The organism is Streptomyces sp. NPDC046887 (assembly GCF_040644755.1).
GTDB lineage: Bacteria > Actinomycetota > Actinomycetes > Streptomycetales > Streptomycetaceae > Streptomyces > Streptomyces lichenis.
The window spans coordinates 16,089-34,017 of sequence record NZ_JBEYXH010000055.1; the positions used below are offsets into that span (position 1 = coordinate 16,089).

General features: G+C 74.3%; 13 protein-coding genes. 4 read left to right on the forward strand and 9 right to left on the reverse strand.

Features of this window, described 5'->3' with window-relative positions; translation table 11 throughout:
• Nucleotides 1-14 precede the first annotated feature (14 nt).
• Together ABZ945_RS31295 and ABZ945_RS31300 are read left to right on the forward strand one after the other, a co-directional pair.
• Entirely contained in the window at nt 15-1,673 is a 1,659-nt protein-coding gene (locus ABZ945_RS31295) for a regulator (protein WP_361276527.1), read from the forward strand.
• Between the two features lie 178 nt (nt 1,674-1,851).
• On the forward strand, nt 1,852-2,811 hold the full coding sequence (locus ABZ945_RS31300; RefSeq protein WP_361276529.1) for an NlpC/P60 family protein: 960 nt from the start codon (nt 1,852-1,854) through the stop codon (nt 2,809-2,811).
• A 103-nt stretch (nt 2,812-2,914) separates the two neighbouring features.
• On the opposite strand, the gene ABZ945_RS31305 is transcribed toward ABZ945_RS31300, so the two are convergent.
• Together ABZ945_RS31305 and ABZ945_RS31310 are read right to left on the reverse strand one after the other, a co-directional pair.
• A complete protein-coding gene (locus tag ABZ945_RS31305; protein WP_361276532.1) occupies nt 2,915-4,192 on the reverse strand; it encodes an NAD(P)/FAD-dependent oxidoreductase in 1,278 nt (425 codons plus the stop codon).
• Nucleotides 4,193-4,897: 705 nt separating this feature from the next.
• Complete coding sequence (locus tag ABZ945_RS31310) at nt 4,898-5,797, reverse strand: TIGR01777 family oxidoreductase (RefSeq protein ID WP_361276535.1); 900 nt, start codon at nt 5,795-5,797, stop codon at nt 4,898-4,900.
• Nucleotides 5,798-5,832: 35 nt separating this feature from the next.
• Here ABZ945_RS31310 and ABZ945_RS31315 point away from each other — a divergent pair, with 35 nt between their 5' ends.
• Nucleotides 5,833-6,399, forward strand: coding sequence for a GNAT family N-acetyltransferase (locus tag ABZ945_RS31315; protein WP_361276538.1), 567 nt, complete (start codon nt 5,833-5,835; stop codon nt 6,397-6,399).
• 18 nt (nt 6,400-6,417) lie between these two features.
• Here the strand turns inward: ABZ945_RS31315 and ABZ945_RS31320 are convergent, their stop codons facing one another.
• Nucleotides 6,418-6,936, reverse strand: coding sequence for a DUF4240 domain-containing protein (locus ABZ945_RS31320; protein ID WP_361276553.1), 519 nt, complete (start codon nt 6,934-6,936; stop codon nt 6,418-6,420).
• A 160-nt stretch (nt 6,937-7,096) separates the two neighbouring features.
• Here ABZ945_RS31320 and ABZ945_RS31325 point away from each other — a divergent pair, with 160 nt between their 5' ends.
• Nucleotides 7,097-8,044: an SDR family oxidoreductase gene (locus ABZ945_RS31325; protein WP_361276541.1), complete on the forward strand. Its 948-nt coding sequence runs from the start codon at nt 7,097-7,099 to the stop codon at nt 8,042-8,044.
• A 16-nt stretch (nt 8,045-8,060) separates the two neighbouring features.
• Here the strand turns inward: ABZ945_RS31325 and ABZ945_RS31330 are convergent, their stop codons facing one another.
• From ABZ945_RS31330 to lpdA, 6 genes are all read right to left on the reverse strand, one after another.
• The gene (locus ABZ945_RS31330) at nt 8,061-9,104 is read right to left on the reverse strand and encodes a WYL domain-containing protein (protein WP_361276543.1); all 1,044 of its coding nucleotides are present in this window, start codon (nt 9,102-9,104) and stop codon (nt 8,061-8,063) included.
• Between the two features lie 24 nt (nt 9,105-9,128).
• Complete coding sequence (locus tag ABZ945_RS31335) at nt 9,129-10,163, reverse strand: S66 peptidase family protein (RefSeq protein WP_361276545.1); 1,035 nt, start codon at nt 10,161-10,163, stop codon at nt 9,129-9,131.
• Nucleotides 10,164-10,278: 115 nt separating this feature from the next.
• Nucleotides 10,279-12,969, reverse strand: a complete 2,691-nt coding sequence (aceE, locus tag ABZ945_RS31340; RefSeq protein WP_361276547.1) for a pyruvate dehydrogenase (acetyl-transferring), homodimeric type — start codon at nt 12,967-12,969, stop codon at nt 10,279-10,281.
• 292 nt (nt 12,970-13,261) lie between these two features.
• Entirely contained in the window at nt 13,262-13,885 is a 624-nt protein-coding gene (locus ABZ945_RS31345; protein WP_248635553.1) for a GntR family transcriptional regulator, read from the reverse strand.
• 162 nt (nt 13,886-14,047) lie between these two features.
• On the reverse strand, nt 14,048-15,880 hold the full coding sequence (gene sucB, locus ABZ945_RS31350) for a 2-oxoglutarate dehydrogenase, E2 component, dihydrolipoamide succinyltransferase (RefSeq protein WP_361276550.1): 1,833 nt from the start codon (nt 15,878-15,880) through the stop codon (nt 14,048-14,050).
• An 87-nt stretch (nt 15,881-15,967) separates the two neighbouring features.
• Nucleotides 15,968-17,356: a dihydrolipoyl dehydrogenase gene (lpdA, locus tag ABZ945_RS31355; RefSeq protein ID WP_248635549.1), complete on the reverse strand. Its 1,389-nt coding sequence runs from the start codon at nt 17,354-17,356 to the stop codon at nt 15,968-15,970.
• Nucleotides 17,357-17,929 lie beyond the last annotated feature (573 nt).

Here is a 17,929-nt window from a genome sequence, read left to right on the forward strand (position 1 = left end):
AGAGCGCACAGCCGATGACGGACCGACCCTCGCAGCGCACCCCCAACCGCCGGCTCGCCGCCCTCATCGCCGAAGCCGGCTTCTCGCACGCGGGACTGGCCAGACGGGTCGACCAGCTCGGACTCGAACACGGCCTCGACCTCCGCTACGACAAGACCTCCGTCACCCGCTGGCTCCGCGGCCAGCAGCCCCGGGGCACCACCCCGGCCCTTATCGCCGAGGTCTTCACCCGCCGCCTCGGCCGCCGGCTCACCGCGCAGGACCTCGGCCTGGACGCCTGCGCCCCGGTCTACGCGGGGCTGGAGTTCGCCGCCACCCCCGAGGAGGCCGTCGACATCGTCAGCGGGCTGTGGCGCAAGGACTCCGGCAGCCATGCCGAACTGCGGAAGATCACCTTCACCCCGGCCGGTCTGGTGGTGCCCAGCCGGGACTGGCTGATCGGCCGCGCCGACGAACGCGTCGGCCGGATCGACCCCCCGGCGCCCCCTGCCGCCGCCGCCCGGGTGCCCGCCCAGGGCGGCCCCCAGGACGGCCGCCCGTACCCGACGGCCGCCGCCGATGCCGCCGCCCCGGTGCCGCCGCCCGCCGGCCGTACGCCCGCCCTCGGCCGGCCCGGGCTCCCCGCCCACCCGGCCCCCGCCGCCCGTACCCCCGCCTCCCTGGCCCCGGCCGCTTTACCCGCCACCCCCCACCCCGTCCCCGCCGTTCCCGCCATTCCCGGGGCGGCCCGGGCCGGGCTGCCCCGGCAGCGCTCCACCGACCGCGGCCCGGGCCAGCGGGTCACCGCCGGGGACGTCGGCGCGCTGCGGTCGGTCGGCGACCTGTTCCGCGCCCTCGACCACGCCTACGGCGGCGGCCACGCCCGCCAGGCCCTGGTCCGCTATCTGGAGCACGAGGCCGAGCCGATGCTGCGCGGGGTGTACGGGGAGACCACCGGGCGCCGGCTGTTCGGCGCCGTCGCCGACCTGACCCGGCTGGCCGGCTGGACCTCGTACGACATCGCCGCGCACGGCCTCGCCCAGCGCTACTTCGTCCAGGCGCTGCGGCTCGCCCAGGCCGCCGGGGACCGGGCCTACGGCAGCTACGTCCTGGTCACCATGAGCCGCCAGGCCGTCTACCTCGGCCACGGCCGGGAGGCCGTACAGCTCGCCCGGGTCGCCCAGCAGGGCGTCGGCACGGCGCCGCCCGCCGTACACGCCCTGCTGCACTCCGCCGAGGCCCGCGGGCACGCCGTCCTCGGCGACGCCCGCGCCTGCACCGCCTCCCTCACCCGCGCCGAACGGGCCCTGGACACCGCCCGCCCCGGCGACGACACCCCGCACTGGGGGCGGGCCTTCGACGAGGCGCAGCTCGCCGCCGACGCCGCGCACTGCCACCGGGACCTGCACCAGTACCGCCCGGCCGCCCAGCACGCCGAACGCTCCCTCCAGCTGCGCGCCCCCGCGTTCGCCCGCAGCCGGCTGTTCAGCCGGGTCGTCCTCGCCACCGCCCGGCTCGGCCTCGGCGAACTCGACCACGCCTGCGCGCTGGGCGCCGAGGCCGCCCAGCAGGCCACCGAGATGCGCTCGGCCCGCGCCACCGAGTACGTCCGCGACTTCGAGCGCCGGCTGGAGCCCTACCGCGACGCCGCCCCCGTCCGCACCTACCGCGACCGCGTGGGCGCGCTGGGGTAGGGCGGAGAGCGGTACGGAGGCCGCCGATCGGGGAGGGGCGGGGGGCGGCTGGTGGGCGTGCGGCGATGGGTGGGCCGCCGGTCGGCGCGCGGCGTGAGGTGGGGGCGGCCGGACGGCCCGTGCGGCGGTACGCGTGCGGCGCGGAAGCCGTCGGGTCGGCGCGGTCCGGAGGCTGTCGGTGATCCGGGTGCGCCGCCACGGCGACCGCGTCCAGGTCAAGGCCTGGCGCGCCGCCGGCGCCGAGCCGTCCACCTGGACGACGGAGGCCCCCGCCGGCGCGCTCGGCAAGGGCAGGGTCGGCCTGCGCGCCATCGCCAACAAGGGCTGCACCAACCTGCCCGTCAAGCTGCTCGTCAGCCGCTTCCAGGTGGACGCGGCCAACTGGGCGGCGCCGCCGAGCGTCACCCACGGCGCCTGGGTACGGGTGCTGCCCCAGCCGTTCGACGGCACCTGGGCCCCGGCACTGGAGCAGACCATCCGCGGCTGGGCGGGCTCCACGGCACCGGACGTCCTCGCCTACGCGGCGATGTTCCTGGCCGGGGCCCCGGCGGTGACCAGCGGCGCCGGACCGGCCAAGGACAAGCCGGTCCTCGGCGAGGCCGGCTACGGCTACCTGGATCCGCAGGGCTACCGCTACGAGGGCGCCGACTTCCACGAGTACATGAACACCGGCTGGACCTTCCCGGACGGCAAGACCACCGGCCCGTCCAGCAAGCAGGTCGGCAACCTCGACTGCTCCGGCTATACGCGGATGGTCTACGGCTACCACCTGGGCGTGCCGATGGCCGCGGGTGCGGACACCTCCAGGACCCGCATCCCGCGCGCCTCCCGCCAGATGGTCGACCACACCCCCGGGGTCCGTATCGACCGCACGGCCGACGGCACCACCCCGCCCGCGGCGGCCCGGCTCCACCCCGGCGACCTGCTGTTCTTCAACGCGGACTCCGGTGACGACCAGACCGCCGCGACCATCGACCACGTGGGCATCTACCTCGGCGAGGACCCGACCGGCGGACGGCGGTTCCTCTCCAGCCGCAAGACCGCCAACGGACCGACCATGTCCGACCTGGGCGGCGCCTCCGTGCTGGACGGCGACGGTACGTACGCCAAGAAGCTGCACACCGTCCACCGCATCTGACGCGGACGGACGCGGAAGGACGCGGAAGGACGCCGACGGACGCGCGGAGGGTTGGAGACCCGGGCCGGGCCGGGCGCACGCCTCCGGCTCGGCCCGGGTGGTTTCAGGCGGCCGCCGGCAGCGGCTCGTCCCGGCGGGTGGGAAGCGGTACGCCCAGATCGCGCAGGACCGCGTCGGCCGCGCGGCGCCCCGAGGCGTACGCCCCCTGCACCCCCGCCGCGCCCCGGTGGTCGCCGCACACATACAGCCCCGACAGCAGCCGCACCGGCCGGTCCGGGTCATGCGGCGCCGCCGTCTCCGGGACGGCCTCCGCGTCGTGGTGCACGCCCAGCAACCGCCAGTCGGCCGTGGACACCCCGTACATCCCGGCCAGCTGCCGGCGCACCCGCTCGTCCAGCCGGTCCGGCAGCGGACCCGGCACCATGGAGCCGATCAGCACCCGGCCGCGCGGCGCCCGCGACGGGTCCACCTCGCTCAGCACCGCCGACCAGGCCACCGGGCCCGGCCGGTCCGCGTCCAGCACCAGCGACGCCCCCACCGGCGGGGCCTGCGGCGCGGTGTGGTGCACCATCGTCAGCGGGCGGAACCGCGGCACCCGCAGCCCCGGCAGCAGCTCCGCCGCGGCCCGCGCCCCGGTCGCCACCACCAGTGCCCGGCAGCCCAGCTCCCCGTGACCGGCCGTCACCACCCGGTTGGTGGACGCCTCCTTCACCTGTACGCCGGTGCGCACCGTGCCCGGCGGCAGCGCCGCCACCAGCCGCTCGGGCAGCACCCCCGCGCCGCCCTCCGGCACACAGAGCCGGCCGCGCGCGTAGTCGCGCAGCGCCAGGTCCGCGCACCGGCTGGAGGTCGACAGCTCCGGGTCGCCCAGCAGCGCGGCCAGCAGCGGGCGGACGAACCGGTGCACCGTACGGGCCGGCAGCCCGCGCCCCGCCAGCGCCTCCAGCGCCGACCGCTCGGGCCGGGCCGCCAGCCGGTCGTCCGGCGTCTGGGCCAGCCGGGCCAGGACCGCGCCCAGCCGGGCCTGATCCAGACCGCGCGGCACCTCGGCCAGTACCCGCGCCCGGGTCAGCGCCGAGGCGGGCGGCACCCCTGGTCCGCCCGCCCGGTGCAGCCGGCCGTCGGACCGGACCAGCACCCCCGGCTGGAACAGCCGCAGCGCGGTGCCCGCGAGCACCTCCTGCGCGCTGCTCAGCGGCAGCCCGGGGCGATCCAGCAGGAAGCCGTCCACCTCCTCGGTGGCCATCCGCCCGCCGGCCCGCGGCGCGGCCTCCAGCACCCGGACGCTCACCCCCGCCTCGACCAGTCGGCGGGCCGCGGTCAGCCCCGCGATCCCGGCTCCGACGATGACAACGTCCGCGGTGTCTGCCGTACTGAACACGTGTCCCTCCCCGGGGTGGCGGCTCGGTGCGTGGGGGGCTCATGCCCGGAAGCGGGCGCCGGAATACGGGAGTTCGGTGACCGAGCGTACGAGCGCCGCCCACAGCCCAGGCCCGCGCGCGTACCGGAGCACCGGAGCAAGGCGGGGTCGCACACCCGCGCGACCGTGACACGCGGACGCGCCGGCTGGTCCGGGAGCGGCGCGCCGGTGCGCCCTCCCGCCGGGTGCCGGGGGAATGGGGCGAGACGGGGCGGCGGCCGGGGGCTCGGCGGGGCCGGGTGGGACCGGCGGGCCCCGGGCCTCGACGGGGCCCGGCGCGGGCCGGTGGCAACCACCGGGCGTACTGCCGAAGCGGTCGGCCCAAGCGGCCGCAGGCGCACGGCGCGGCCTCCCGCCGAGTGGCCGGTCCGATAGCCGCGGGTTCGTCGCACGGCGCACCCCCCTGGCCGGAGGGCCGGGCGGGCCTCAGCGCAGGGCCGTGACAGAGCGCGCCTCGGAGCGAGCCTGTGCCAGGCGGGCCTCAGCCAGGGCCGTGGCCGCCCGGACAGCCGCGCAGGCGCGCGGTGAGGCCCCCGGCCGGGCCACGCGCCCATCACCCCCGCGGCGGCCACCCACTCAGCGGCCGACCACCCGGGGCACGGCCCCGGCGGGCGGCCACCCACTCACCGGCGAACCACCCAGGCCGCGGCCCTGGCCACGCAAGCCTCACACCACCGAGGCGATGGCCTCGTCCACGGTCGGGAAGGCGAAGCGGAACCCGGACTCCAGCAGCCGGCCCGGGAGCACTCGCTGGCTGCCCAGCACGTCCTCCGCGAAGTCGCCGAGGGCCAGCTTCAGGGCCGCGGCGGGCACCGGGAAGGGGGTGGGGCGGCGCAGGACCCGGCCCATCGCGGCGCTGACCTCGCGGTTGGTGACCGGCTCCGGGGCGGTGAGGTTCACCGGGCCGGTCAGTGACTCGGTGTCCAGGATGTGCCGGAGCGCGGCGATCTCGTCGTGCAGGGCGATGAAGCTCCAGTACTGCTCACCCGAGCCCAGTCGGCCCCCCAGCCCCGCCTTGAAGATCGGGAAGAGCCGCCCCCACGCCCCGCCCTTCCGGCTCACCACCAGACCGGTGCGGGCGTGGGCGACCCGGATGCCCGCCTCCGAGGCGGGCGCCGCGGCCGCCTCCCACTCCACGCAGACCGACGGCAAAAACCCCCGCCCCGCCGGGGCCGACTCGTCCACCGGGCGGTCGCCGGTGTCCCCGTAGTAGCCGATCGCGCTGCCGCACAGCAGCACCCTCGGCGGGGTGTCCAGCCGGGTGATCGCCTCCGCGATCGCCGTGGTGCCCAGCACCCGGCTGTCGCGGATCTCCTTCTTGTACGCCGCGGTCCAGCGGCGGTCGCCGACGCCCGCGCCCGCGAGGTGCACCACCGCCTCGCAGCCGGCCAGCCCGGCGGTGTCCACGTGGTTCCGCTTCGGATCCCATGCGCACTCGTCGCCGGACCGGGCGGCGCGGCGTACCAGCCGCACCACCTCATGCCCGTCGGCGCGCAGGGAACGGACCAGGGCCGCGCCGATCAGCCCGGAGGCGCCGGTGACCGCGATACGGGAGCGATGTGCCATGAGCCCCATCCTGCCCCCATGGCACAGTGACGCACATGACGACCCCGGACTCCGCCCGCCCGGGCCACCCGCCCGGCACAGCCCCGAGGCTCCCGGTACCTCGGATACGGAGGGCGCGGCCGGAGGACGCCGAGGAGCTGAGCCGGCTGGACGCCGCCGTCTGGTCGCCCCTGCACTCGGTGCAGCCCGAGCCTCTCCCTCCCTACGCCCCCTTCTTCGACTCCGCCCACCGCCCGGCCGACTACCTGGTGGCGGAGGACCCGGGCGGTACCCGTATCGCCGGGTACATCCGCCTGGTGCCGCCCACCGCCCTGCCCTGCAACGCCCATGTCCGCCAGATCCAAGGCCTCGCGGTGGCCGACTGGGCGCGGCGGCGCGGACTGGCCCGGGTCCTGCTGCGGGCCGCCTGCGACGAGGCCCGGCGGCAGGGGGCGACCCGGATCACCCTGCGGGTGCTGGGCCACAACACGCCCGCCCGCGCCCTGTACGCCTCCGAGGGCTTCGCCGTGGAGGGGGTGCTGCCGGGGGAGTTCCGGCTGCGCGGCGTCGCTGTGGACGACGTCTGCATGGGGAGGCGGCTGGACGGGCCGGAGCCCGTCTGAAGAAGCCCCGGCCGGCGCTCAGACGCCGAAACGCTCCCACAGCCGGGGGTAGCGCTCGGCCAGCGCCGACCGGTCCGCCAGGTCGAAGGAGACGCCCTCCGGCTCCGGCGGCTGCGGGGCGATGCCCAGGTCGGGGGTGTCCGCGCCGGTGAGCTGCTCGTACGCCTCATCGGCCGCGTACCCCAGCTCCTCCCCGTCCCCGTCGATCTCCTCGTCGAAGCCGTCCAGCAGCTCCGCCAGCGAGTCCGGCTCGTGCACACCGCCCTCGAACACCTCCCGGCCCTGCCCGATCAGCCAGCAGCGGAAGTAGTCGAAGGCGTCGTCACTCGCACCACCCAGCAGGACGGCCGCCGCGCCCCACAGCTCCCAGGTGTACGCCCGGTTGTAGCGGGCCTCGAAGTGGCGGGCGAAGTCCAGCACGGAGTCCGGGTCGAGCTCCAGCAGCCGTTCCACCAGCAGCTCGGCATGGTCCTCGGGGTCGCCCTCGGCGGCCTCGCGGGTGGTGTCGACGATCTCCCAGAACTCCGTCTCGTCCATCACGGCACCAAGCATCGGGGCTCCGGCCGGTGCGTGCACCCGGAGTCGCCGAAACGGTGGCCCCGCTTCCACCGTTCGGCAACCCGTCGGCGGGGCCTTCCGGGATTCCGTCCGGAATACCGGACAGCGGATGTCGGGTATCGGTGCGACCGTCGACGCCATGACGACCAACGAAAACGCACAGCTCGCCGGCACCATCGCCCTCGTCGCGGGCGCCACCCGGGGCGCCGGGCGCGCCATCGCCGTCCAGCTCGGGGCCGCCGGGGCTACCGTCTACGCGACCGGCCGCACCACCCGCGACCGGGTCAGCGAGGTCGGACGGCCCGGCGAGACCATCGAGGAGACCGCCGAACTGGTCACCGCTGCCGGCGGCGAGGGCATCGCCGTCCCCACCGACCACCTGGAACCGGACCAGGTCCGCGCCCTGGTGGACCGGATCGACCGGGAGCGCGGCCGGCTCGACGTCCTGGTCAACAGCCTCTGGGGCGGCGACCGGCTGCTGGAGTTCGGGGTGAAGATGTGGGACACCGACCTCGACGCCGGGCTGCGCATGCTGGACCTCGGCATCCGCAGCCACGCCATCACCAGCAGCCTCGCTCTGCCGCTGATGCTGCGCCATCCGGGCGGTCTGCTGGTCGAGATGACCGACGGCACCGCCGAGTACAACACCCGCTTCCGGGAGAACTTCTACTACGACCTGGCCAAGAACTCCCCGATCCGGATGGCGTTCGCCCTCTCGGAGGACCTGAAGGGCACCGGCACCACCGCGGTGGCGCTCACCCCCGGCTTCCTCCGCTCGGAGGAGATGCTGGACCACTTCGGCGTACGGGAGGAGAACTGGCGCGACGGCATCGCGCAGGAGCCCAGCTTCGCCATCGCCGAGTCACCGGTGCTGGTCGGCCGGGCGGTCGCCGCGCTCGCCGCCGACCCGGAGCGCGAGCGCTGGAGCGGCCGCTCGCTGTCCAGCGGGCAGCTCGCCCGGGAGTACGGCTTCACCGACGCCGACGGCTCCCGGCCGGACGCCTGGGGCTACCTCTTCGCCATGGACGAGGCCACCGGCGACGCCGGGGACGGCGGCAAGCAGCCCGCCGCGGAGGACTACCGCTAGGAAGGGACTACAGGGCCTACGAGGACCCGTACCGCTCGCACATCCCCGCCGCGGCTGCGGCGAACCGGGCCCGTAGCGCCGGCGGGCCCAGTACCTCCGCCTCCGGGCCGAGGGTGAGCAGCTGCGCGTACGCCACCTCCAGGGACTCCACCCGCAGCCGGACCTCCACCCGGCCGTCCGGACCCGGCTCCCCGGCCGCCGCCAGCGCCTCCTCGGCGGCGGCCCGGTCGGTGACCCGGGGCAGGGCCCGCGCCCCGGCCGGGGTCAGCCGCACCACTACCTCGTCCCGCAGGATGGAGCGGGCGAACGCGGCGGACCGCTCCACCCAGAAGGCGGGCAGGTCGAAGCCCTCCTCCCGGGTGAACCGCTCCCCGTCCCGCTCCACCTCCACCGCGCTGAACCGGTCCACCCGGTACACCCGCACCGAGGACACCGGCGCCTCGGAGGCGGCCGGGGCGTCCGGGGCGTCCGGGGCGTCCGGGGCGGCCGAGGCGACCGCCCGGGCGCACAGGTACCAGACGCCCGCCTTCAGCACCAGGCCGTACGGGTCCAGCCGGCGGCCGACCTCCGTGTCGCCGGGGCGCCGGTAGCGGACCTCCACCCGCCGGTCGTCCCAGACCGCCTCCGCCAGCACCGGCAGCAGCTCCGGTGTCTCGGGCTCCTGGTACCAGCCGGGCGCGTCCAGATGGAACCGCTGGGCGGCGGCCTCCGGGGCGTCCCGCAGCGAGGGCAGCAGCGCCGCCGACACCTTCAGCCGGGCCGCCGAGGCCGCGTCGTCCAACCCCATGGTCCGCAGCGCGCCCGGCACCCCGGACAGGAACAGCGCCTCCGCCTCGCCCCGGGCCAGCCCGGTCAGCCGGGTGCGGTAGCCGCCCAGCAGCCGGTAACCGCCGGCCCGTCCCCGGTCCGCGTAGACCGGGACACCCGCCTCCGACAGTGCCTGCGCGTCCCGGGTGACGGTCCGCTCCGACACCTCCAGCTCCCGGGCCAGCTCGGCGGCGGTCATGGTCGGACGGGACTGGAGCAGAAGCACCATCTTGATCAGCCGAGCGGCACGCATGCCCCCATCATCCGCCGTGCGCGGTCAGTCCAGGGTCTGGACCAGCTCCCGCCGCTCGGCGGTGAGCACCACCCGGCCCCGCGCCCCGTTCACCAGCGGAAGGTACGGCGGTACGTGCCCGCACTCGACGTCCGCGATCAGCGGCACCCCGAGCGGCCCCAGCGCGTCCAGCACCGCCTCGTGCTGGCTCAGCGAGGGTCGGCCGGGGGCGGAGGTCCGGCCCACCAGAACGGCGTTCGCCGCGTCGAAGAACCCGGCCAGCCGCATCCCGTGCAGCGCCCGACAGATGGTGAACGGGTCGTCCTCGGCCGCCTCCACGTACACCAACAGCCCCTCGGGCGCATGGTTCCGGGCGAACGCCGCCACATCGCCGTAGGGCGTGCCCGCCACATGGCAGAGCGTCTCGATACAGCCGCCGATCAGCCGGCCCTCGACGTCCACATCGCCGCTGCCGCCGTCCAGCCGGGTCCAGGAGCCGGCCGCGTCCAGGGTGTACTCCCGCACCCCCGGGTCGGCGGCGTAGTCGTCCCAGCCGGTCGAGCGGTAGCGGCCCGGCGGGGTCTGGGCGAACCGGGCGCCGGCCGGCAGCGCGGCGATGTCCAGCCAGGACAGCAGCCCCTCCGGTACCCGGTAGGGGGTGTCCATCAGGTTGTTGCCGTGCAGGGTGGCGACACCGGTGAGCAGGGTCAGCGGGGTCATCAGGGTCGAGAGGTCGGAGAAGCCGACCAGCCAGGTGGGCTCCGCCGCCCTGATCCGGTCCCAGTCGAGCAGCGGCAGCAGATCGATGGCGGTCTCCCCGCCCCACGGCGGTACGACGGCCCGCACCGAGGGGTCGGTGAGCAGCGCCGTCAGCTCGGCGGCCCGCGCCTCGGCCGGGGCGCTCAGATGCCCCATACCGTCCATGCAGCGGCCGGTCACCACCTCGTACCCCCGCGCCTCCACCGCCGCGACGGCGACCGCCAGCCGCTCGCGCAGCGGCGCGGGGACCCCGCTGGACGGGGAGGTGACGGCGACGCGGTCGCCCGGGCGCAGCGGCGGCGGGTACATGATCGGCGGCATGGCCGGAGTCTGGCACGGGCCCCCGCCCCGGCACCCGCCCTTTTCCGTTCCCCCGGACGACGGGAGCGGGGCCCCGGACCCGCCGGAACCCCGCACCACCGTCATCCGCTCAGCCTCAGAGGCCGTAGCGCTCCCGGGCGTCCTTGACCACCGAGGCCGGGACCTCGCCGCGGCGGGCGAGCTGGGCCAGGGCGGCGACCACGACCGACTCGGCGTCCACGCCGAAGTGGCGGCGGGCCGCCTCGCGGGTGTCGGAGAGGCCGAAGCCGTCGGCACCGAGGGAGGACCAGTCCTGCTCCACCCACTGGGCGATCTGGTCCGGGACCTGGCGCATGTAGTCGCTGACCGCGAGCACCGGTCCGGGCGCGTCGGCCAGCGCCTGGCGTACGTAGGGCACCCGCTCCTCGCCGCGCAGCAGCGCCGCGTCGGCGTCCAGGGCGTCCCGCCGCAGCTCCGACCAGGAGGTCGCGGACCACACGTCGGCGGTCACGTTCCACTCGGCGGCCAGCAGCTCCTGGGCCTTGAGCGCCCAGTGGATCGCGGTGCCGGAGGAGAGCAGCTGGATGCGCGGGGCGTCCGCGGCGGCCGGCTCGCCCTCCTTGAAGCGGTACAGGCCCTTGATGATGCCCTCGTCCACGCCCTGCGGCTTGGCCGGCTGCGGCATCGGCTCGTTGTAGACGGTCAGGTAGTAGAAGACGTTCTGGTCCTCGCCCGGCGCGGCCTCGCCGTACATCCGGCGCAGCCCCTCCTTGACGATCACCGCCACCTCGTAGGCGAAGGCCGGGTCGTAGGTCAGCGCCGCCGGGTTGGTGGCGGCGATCACCGGGGAGTGGCCGTCGGCGTGCTGGAGGCCCTCACCGGTGAGCGTGGTGCGCCCGGCGGTGGCGCCGACCAGGAAGCCGCGGCCCAGCTGGTCGCCGAGCTGCCACATCTGGTCGGCCGTGCGCTGCCAGCCGAACATCGAGTAGAAGATGTAGAAGGGGATCATCGGCTCGCCGTGCGTCGCGTACGCGGTGGACGCGGCGATGAAGTCGGCCATCGAGCCGGCCTCGGTGATGCCCTCGTTGAGGATCTGGCCGTCGGTGGCCTCGCGGTAGTACATCAGCTGGTCGCGGTCGACCGGCTCGTAGGTCTGGCCCTTGGGCGAGTAGATGCCCAGCGAGGGGAAGAGCGACTCCATGCCGAAGGTGCGGGCCTCGTCGGGGACGATCGGCACCCAGCGCCTGCCGGTCTGCTTGTCCCGGATCAGGTCCTTCATCAGCCGGACGAAGGCCATCGTCGTCGCCACCGACTGGGAGCCGGAGCCCTTGTCGAAGGCGGCGAAGGTCTTGTCCGCGGCGGCCGGCAGCGGGGCCACCGGGTGGACCCGGCGGGCCGGGGCGGGGCCGCCGAGCGCGGCGCGGCGCTCGGCGAGGTAGCGGACCTCGGCGGAGTCGGCGCCGGGGTGGCCGTAGGGCACCTGGCCGTCCTCGAACGCCGCGTCGGCGATCGGCAGGCCCAGCAGGTCCCGCATCCGCCGGAACTCGTCCACCGTCAGCTTCTTCATCTGGTGGTTGGCGTTCTTGGAGGCGAAGCCCTCGCCGAGGGTGAAGCCCTTCACCGTCTGGGCCAGGATCACCGTCGGCGCGCCCTGGTGGGCGAGGGCCGCCCGGTACGCGGCGTACACCTTGCGGGACTCGTGGCCGCCGCGGGAGGTGTGGAAGCACTCCAGGATCTTGTCGTCGCTCAACAGCTTCGCCAGCTCGACGAGGGCCGGCTCCTTGCCGAAGAAGTCCTCGCGGATGTAGGCGGCATCCCGGGTCTGGTAGGTCTGGATCTGGGCGTCCGGCACCTCGCGCAGCCGGCGGACCAGGGCGCCGGTGGTGTCCAGCTGGAACAGCTCGTCCCAGGCGGTGCCCCAGAGCGACTTCACCACGTTCCAGCCGGCGCCGCGGAACTGGGCCTCCAGCTCCTGCACGATCTTGAAGTTGGCGCGGACCGGGCCGTCCAGGCGCTGAAGGTTGCAGTTGATGACGAAGGTCAGGTTGTCCAGACCCTCACGGGCGGCCAGCGCCAGGGCGGCGGTCGACTCCGGCTCGTCCATCTCGCCGTCGCCCAGGAACGCCCACACGTGCGAGGCGGAGACGTCCTTGATGGAGCGGTTGGTCAGATAGCGGTTGAACCGCGCCTGGTAGATCGCCGAGAGCGGGCCGAGGCCCATCGACACCGTGGGGAACTCCCACAGCCACGGCAGCCGGCGCGGGTGCGGGTAGGACGGCAGCCCGTTGCCCGCGGACTCCTGGCGGAAGTTGTCCAGGTGGGCCTCGGTGAGCCGGCCGTCCAGGAAGGCGCGGGCGTAGATGCCGGGCGAGGCGTGGCCCTGGATGAACAGCTGGTCGCCGCTCCCGTCGCCCTCCTTGCCGCGGAAGAAGTGGTTGAAGCCGGTCTCGTAGAGCCAGGCCGCCGAGGCGAAGGTGGCGATATGGCCGCCGACCCCGTGCTTGGCGCCCCGGGTCACCATGGCCGCCGCGTTCCAGCGGTTCCAGGCGGTGATACGGGCTTCCAGCTCCTCGTCCCCGTCGAAGCCGTAGCCGGCCTCGGCGGCGGTCGGGATGGTGTTGACGTAGTCCGTCTCCAGCAGCTTCGGCAGCGCGAGACCGGCGCCCTCGGCGCGCTCCAGGGTGCGGCGCATCAGATACGCGGCGCGGTGCGGCCCGGCCGCCTTGGCCACGGCGTCCAGGGACGCCTGCCACTCGGCGGTCTCCTCGGGGTCGCGGTCCGGCAGCTGGTCGAGCTCGCTCGGCTGGATGCGGGTGGGGTCGGTCATAGTCGCCGCCTTCCGGAGTCGAAGGGGTGGAGCCCTTGGTCTTGGCAGGACAGGGCGAGAGACCTCTGTTGAAGTCCGCGGATGACTGTACGACTGTGATCGATGATCGATCAAAGGGTTGCCCCGAAAATTGTGCCTCCAGGGCCAAAGTCGGCATCGGGTGCCAGGCAAACGTGCACTCGGTGCCTGGTTTTCGCAGGTCGGAGCCGCTTCTTCCGGTGGGAAGGCGACACGAAAGAGCGCCCGGCCCCGCCGATGAGCGGAACCGGGCGCGAGTTACCGACCCATCGGCTCAGGCGCGCGGGGCACACCCCAGCACATGCGCCTTGACCAGCGCGCCGATGGCCGGATCCCGACGGCGGAACGCCTCCACCAGCTCCTGGTGCTCCTCCGCGTACGACTTCTGCACGGTACCCAGCCAGCGGATCGACAGCGCGGTGAAGACCTCGATGCCCAGCCCCTCCCAGGTGTGCAGCAGCACCCCGTTGTGGGCCGCCCGCACCAGCTCCCGGTGGAAGGCCACCGTATGCCGCACCTGCGCCGTACCGTCGGCCACCGCGTCCGCCTGGTACAGCGCCGCCACATGCGGCTCCAGCGCCGAGCAGTCCTCGGCCAGCCGCTCCGCCGCCAGCTCGGCCGCGATCTGCTCCAGACCGGCCCGCACCGGATAGCTCTCCTCCAGGTCGGCCGCGGTCAGGCTGCGCACCCTAACGCCCTTGTTCGGCGCCGACTCGATCAGCCGCAGGCTCTCCAGCTCCCGCAGCGCCTCGCGTACGGGGGTCTGGCTCACCGCCAGCTCGGTGGCGATCCGGCGCTCCACGATCCGCTCGCCCGGCTTCCACCGGCCGCTGACGATGCCCTCCACGATGTGCTCGCGGATCTGCTCGCGCAGCGAGTGGACGACGGGCGCGGTCATAGGGGGGCTCCTGAGGATGGGCGCTTGCGGGCCGACCTCTAGACAATACGGCGGCGCCCCCGCCCGGAGGTGGTCCGGGCGGGGGCGCCGCTGGTGAGCTTGCCGACAGCGGAGGCCGTCAGGGGCACACGCCCCTCACCAGCCCCTTCCGCCGCGCGGGCCTCACAGACCCAGGTCGACCTCGAACTCGCCGGCCTCCAGGATCGCCTTGACGGCCGTCAGGTAGCGGGCCGCGTCGGCACCGTCCACCAGGCGGTGGTCGTAGGAGAGCGAGAGGTACGTCATGTCGCGGACGCCGATCACGGTGCCCTCGGCGGTCTCGATGACCGCCGGGCGCTTCACCGTGGCGCCGATGCCCAGGATGGCGACCTGGTTCGGCGGAACGATGACCGTGTCGAACAGCGCGCCGCGCGAACCGGTGTTGCTGATGGTGAAGGTCGCGCCGGACAGCTCGTCCGGGGTGATCTTGTTGCCGCGCACCTTGCCGGCCAGGTCGGCCGTCGCCTTCGAGATGCCCGCGATGTTCAGGTCGCCGGCGTGCTTGATGACCGGGGTCATCAGGCCCTTCTCGGAGTCCACGGCGATGCCGATGTTCTCCGAGTCGAAGTACGTGACGGTGCCCTCGTCCTCGTTGATCCGGGCGTTGACGACCGGGTGGGCCTTCAGCGCCTGGGCCGCCGCCTTCACGAAGAACGGCATCGGGGACAGCTTGACGCCCTCACGGGCCGCGAACGCGTCCTTGGCCCGGCCGCGCAGCTTCATCAGCTTGGTGATGTCCACCTCGACGACCGTGGTGAGCTGCGCCTGCGAGTGCAGGGCCTTCATCATGTTGTCGCCGATGACCTTGCGCATCCGGGTCATCTTGACCGTCTGCCCGCGCAGCGGCGAGGTCTCCAGCTTCGGCGCCTTGGCCGCGGGGGCCGCGGGGGCCGCCTGCGCGGCCGGAGCCGGGGCGGGGGCCTTGGCGGCCTCCGCGGCGGCGATCACGTCCTGCTTGCGGATCCGGCCACCGACACCGGTGCCCTTCACCGAGGACAGGTCCACGCCGTTCTCCGCGGCCAGCTTGCGGACCAGCGGGGTGACGTAGGCGCCGTCCTCGGCAGGCTCCGCCTGCGCCTTGGCGGCGGGCTGAGCCGGGGCGGGCGCGGCCGCCGGGGCCTCCTGCTTGGCCGGCGCGGGAGCCTCCTGCTCGGGGGCTTCCTGCTGCGGAGCCTCCTGCTTCGGAGCCTCCTGAGCCGGGGCGGCGGGCGCCTCCTGCTTCGGCTCCTCCTTCGGGGCTTCCTCCTTCGGGGCCTCCTGCTTCGGAGCCTCCTTCGGCGCTTCCTGCTTCGGGGCGGCACCCGGAGCGCCGATCACGGCCAGCTTGGCGCCGACCTCGGCGGTCTCGTCCTCGCCGACCACGATCTCCAGCAGCACACCCGCGGTGGGCGCCGGGATCTCGGTGTCGACCTTGTCCGTCGACACCTCCAGCAGCGGCTCGTCCTCCGCGACCTCCTCGCCGACCTCCTTCAGCCAGCGGGTGACGGTGCCCTCGGTGACCGACTCGCCCAGCGCGGGCAGCACCACGTCGGTGCCCTCCGCGCCGCCACCGCCGGAGGCGGCCTCGGCGGACGGGGCCGGGGCGGGCGCCTCGGACTCGGTGGACGGGGCGGCCTGCGGGGCCTCCTGCGCGGGAGCCTGCTCCGGCTCCTCCTGCGCGGGGGTCTCCTGGGCCGGGGCCTCCTGCGCCGGGGCGGACTCGGCGGCGCCACCGCCGGAGCCGTCGTCGATGACCGCCAGCTCGGCGCCGACCTCGACGGTCTCGTCCTCGGCGACCTTGATGGAGGACAGTACGCCCGACGCGGGCGCGGGGATCTCGGTGTCGACCTTGTCCGTCGACACCTCCAGCAGCGGCTCGTCGGCCTCTACGCGCTCACCCTCGGCCTTCAGCCAGCGGGTGACGGTGCCCTCGGTGACGCTCTCGCCGAGCGCCGGCAGGGTTACGGAAACCGGCATGGTTTCGGTTGCTCCTTACGAAATCTTGCGGAAAGTGGTCGTCGCGCCCGAGGGGCACCCCCTGAGGAGTGCCCCGGGCCCCGAGGGTCAGTCGTGCGAGTGCAGCGGCTTGCCGGCCAGCGCCAGGTGGGCCTCGCCCAGCGCCTCGTTCTGCGTCGGGTGGGCGTGGATCAGCTGCGCGACCTCGGCCGGCAGCGCCTCCCAGTTGTAGATCAGCTGCGCCTCGCCGACCTGCTCACCCATGCGGTCACCGACCATGTGGACGCCGACCACGGCCCCGTCCTTCACCTGGACCAGCTTGATCTCACCCGCGGTCTTCAGGATCTTGCTCTTGCCGTTGCCGGCGAGGTTGTACTTCAGGGCGACGACCTTGTCCGCGCCGTAGACCTCCTTGGCCTTCGCCTCGGTGATGCCCACGGAGGCGACCTCCGGGTGGCAGTACGTCACCCGGGGCACACCGTCGTAGTCGATCGGCACCGTCTTCAGACCGGCCAGCCGCTCCGCCACCAGGATGCCCTCGGCGAAGCCCACATGCGCCAGCTGCAGCGTAGGCACCAGGTCACCGACAGCGGAGATCGTCGGCACATTGGTGCGCATGTACTCATCCACCAGGACATAGCCGCGGTCCATCGCGACGCCCTGCTCCTCGTAACCCAGCCCCTGCGAGACCGGGCCGCGGCCGATGGCGACCAGCAGCACCTCGGCCTCGAAGGTCTTGCCGTCCGCGAGGGTCACCTTCACACCGCTGTCGGTGTACTCGGCGCTCTGGAAGAAGGTGCCCAGGTTGAACTTGATGCCGCGCTTGCGGAAGGCGCGCTCAAGAAGCTTGGAGCTGTTCTCGTCCTCGACCGGCACCAGGTGCTTCAGGCCCTCGATGACCGTGACCTCGGTGCCGAAGGACTTCCACGCCGAGGCGAACTCGACGCCGATCACGCCGCCGCCCAGGATGATCGCGGACTCCGGCACGCGGTCCAGGGTCAGGGCGTGGTCGGAGGAGATGATCCGGTTGCCGTCGATCTCCAGGCCCGGCAGGGACTTCGGGACCGAACCGGTGGCCAGCAGCACATGGCGGCCCTCGACCCGCTGCCCGCCCACGTCCACGGAGGTCGGCGAGGACAGCCGGCCCTCACCCTCGATGTACGTCACCTTGCGGGAGGCGACCAGCCCCTGCAGGCCCTTGTACAGGCCGGCGATCACGTCGTCCTTGTACTTGTGGACGCCCTTGATGTCGATGCCCTCGAAAGCGGCCTTCACGCCGAACTGCTCGGCCTCACGCGCCTGGTCCGCGATCTCACCGGCGTGCAGCAGGGCCTTGGTGGGGATGCAGCCGTTGTGCAGGCAGGTGCCGCCCAGCTTGTTCTTCTCGATCAGTGCGACGTCCAGGCCCAGCTGCGCACCCCGCAGGGCCGCGGCGTACCCGCCACTGCCACCGCCGAGGATCACTAGGTCGAAAACGGTGCTGGCGTCGTTCGCCACGTCACGTCCTCCATGCATGAGCGCCGGTCGCCGGGGCCCCGTATCCGCGGGGATGACCGGCCGGTCGGCTGGTGTTCGGCCGCTAGTTCTTCGGCCCTGTGGTGGGGGCCCTGTCCTGCCGAGAACCCATCTTCGCATAGCCCCGAAATCCGCCTCTGGCGGTGTGCGGGTGCCTGCCACGGCCGGTGGCCCCGCTGACGCGCCTGCGTCTGTTCGCGTTGCGCTCCGGTGGCGGTTTGCGGGCCCAGAGTGCCCACGCCCCCACCCACCGCAGAGCGGAACCGACCGCCGAAGGCGCACCCGGCCACCGGACCGCAACCGCAACAGACCCACCCGCGTCAGCGCACCCACCGGGCAGAACTCAGCCCCCGGCGGCGCAAGCCGCCCCTGCGGCGGCGGATCCACTGGCCGAACAACGGCCCATGCGCGCCCAGCGCCAAAGGGCCGCGCCCCGCGAGGCCCGCACCGCACCCGCCCGGCCCGGACGGGGCCGGACGCCGAAGACGGTCAGTCCTCGGCGAGCACGACCGAGCGGGTGAGGTTGCGCGGCTCGTCCGGGTCGAGGCCCAGGCT

What these genes read in the sequence shown, in the direction of transcription:
- ABZ945_RS31345 (WP_248635553.1), bottom strand. Translation starts at nt 13,885, where the DNA reads ATGACCGCGCCCGTCGTCCACTCGCTGCGCGAGCAGATCCGCGAGCAC.
- ABZ945_RS31295 (WP_361276527.1), top strand. Translation starts at nt 15, where the DNA reads ATGACGGACCGACCCTCGCAGCGCACCCCCAACCGCCGGCTCGCCGCC.
- sucB (WP_361276550.1), bottom strand. Translation starts at nt 15,880, where the DNA reads ATGCCGGTTTCCGTAACCCTGCCGGCGCTCGGCGAGAGCGTCACCGAG.
- ABZ945_RS31310 (WP_361276535.1), bottom strand. Translation starts at nt 5,797, where the DNA reads ATGGCACATCGCTCCCGTATCGCGGTCACCGGCGCCTCCGGGCTGATC.
- aceE (WP_361276547.1), bottom strand. Translation starts at nt 12,969, where the DNA reads ATGACCGACCCCACCCGCATCCAGCCGAGCGAGCTCGACCAGCTGCCG.
- ABZ945_RS31320 (WP_361276553.1), bottom strand. Translation starts at nt 6,936, where the DNA reads ATGGACGAGACGGAGTTCTGGGAGATCGTCGACACCACCCGCGAGGCC.
- ABZ945_RS31330 (WP_361276543.1), bottom strand. Translation starts at nt 9,104, where the DNA reads ATGCGTGCCGCTCGGCTGATCAAGATGGTGCTTCTGCTCCAGTCCCGT.
- ABZ945_RS31315 (WP_361276538.1), top strand. Translation starts at nt 5,833, where the DNA reads ATGACGACCCCGGACTCCGCCCGCCCGGGCCACCCGCCCGGCACAGCC.
- ABZ945_RS31325 (WP_361276541.1), top strand. Translation starts at nt 7,097, where the DNA reads ATGACGACCAACGAAAACGCACAGCTCGCCGGCACCATCGCCCTCGTC.
- ABZ945_RS31335 (WP_361276545.1), bottom strand. Translation starts at nt 10,163, where the DNA reads ATGCCGCCGATCATGTACCCGCCGCCGCTGCGCCCGGGCGACCGCGTC.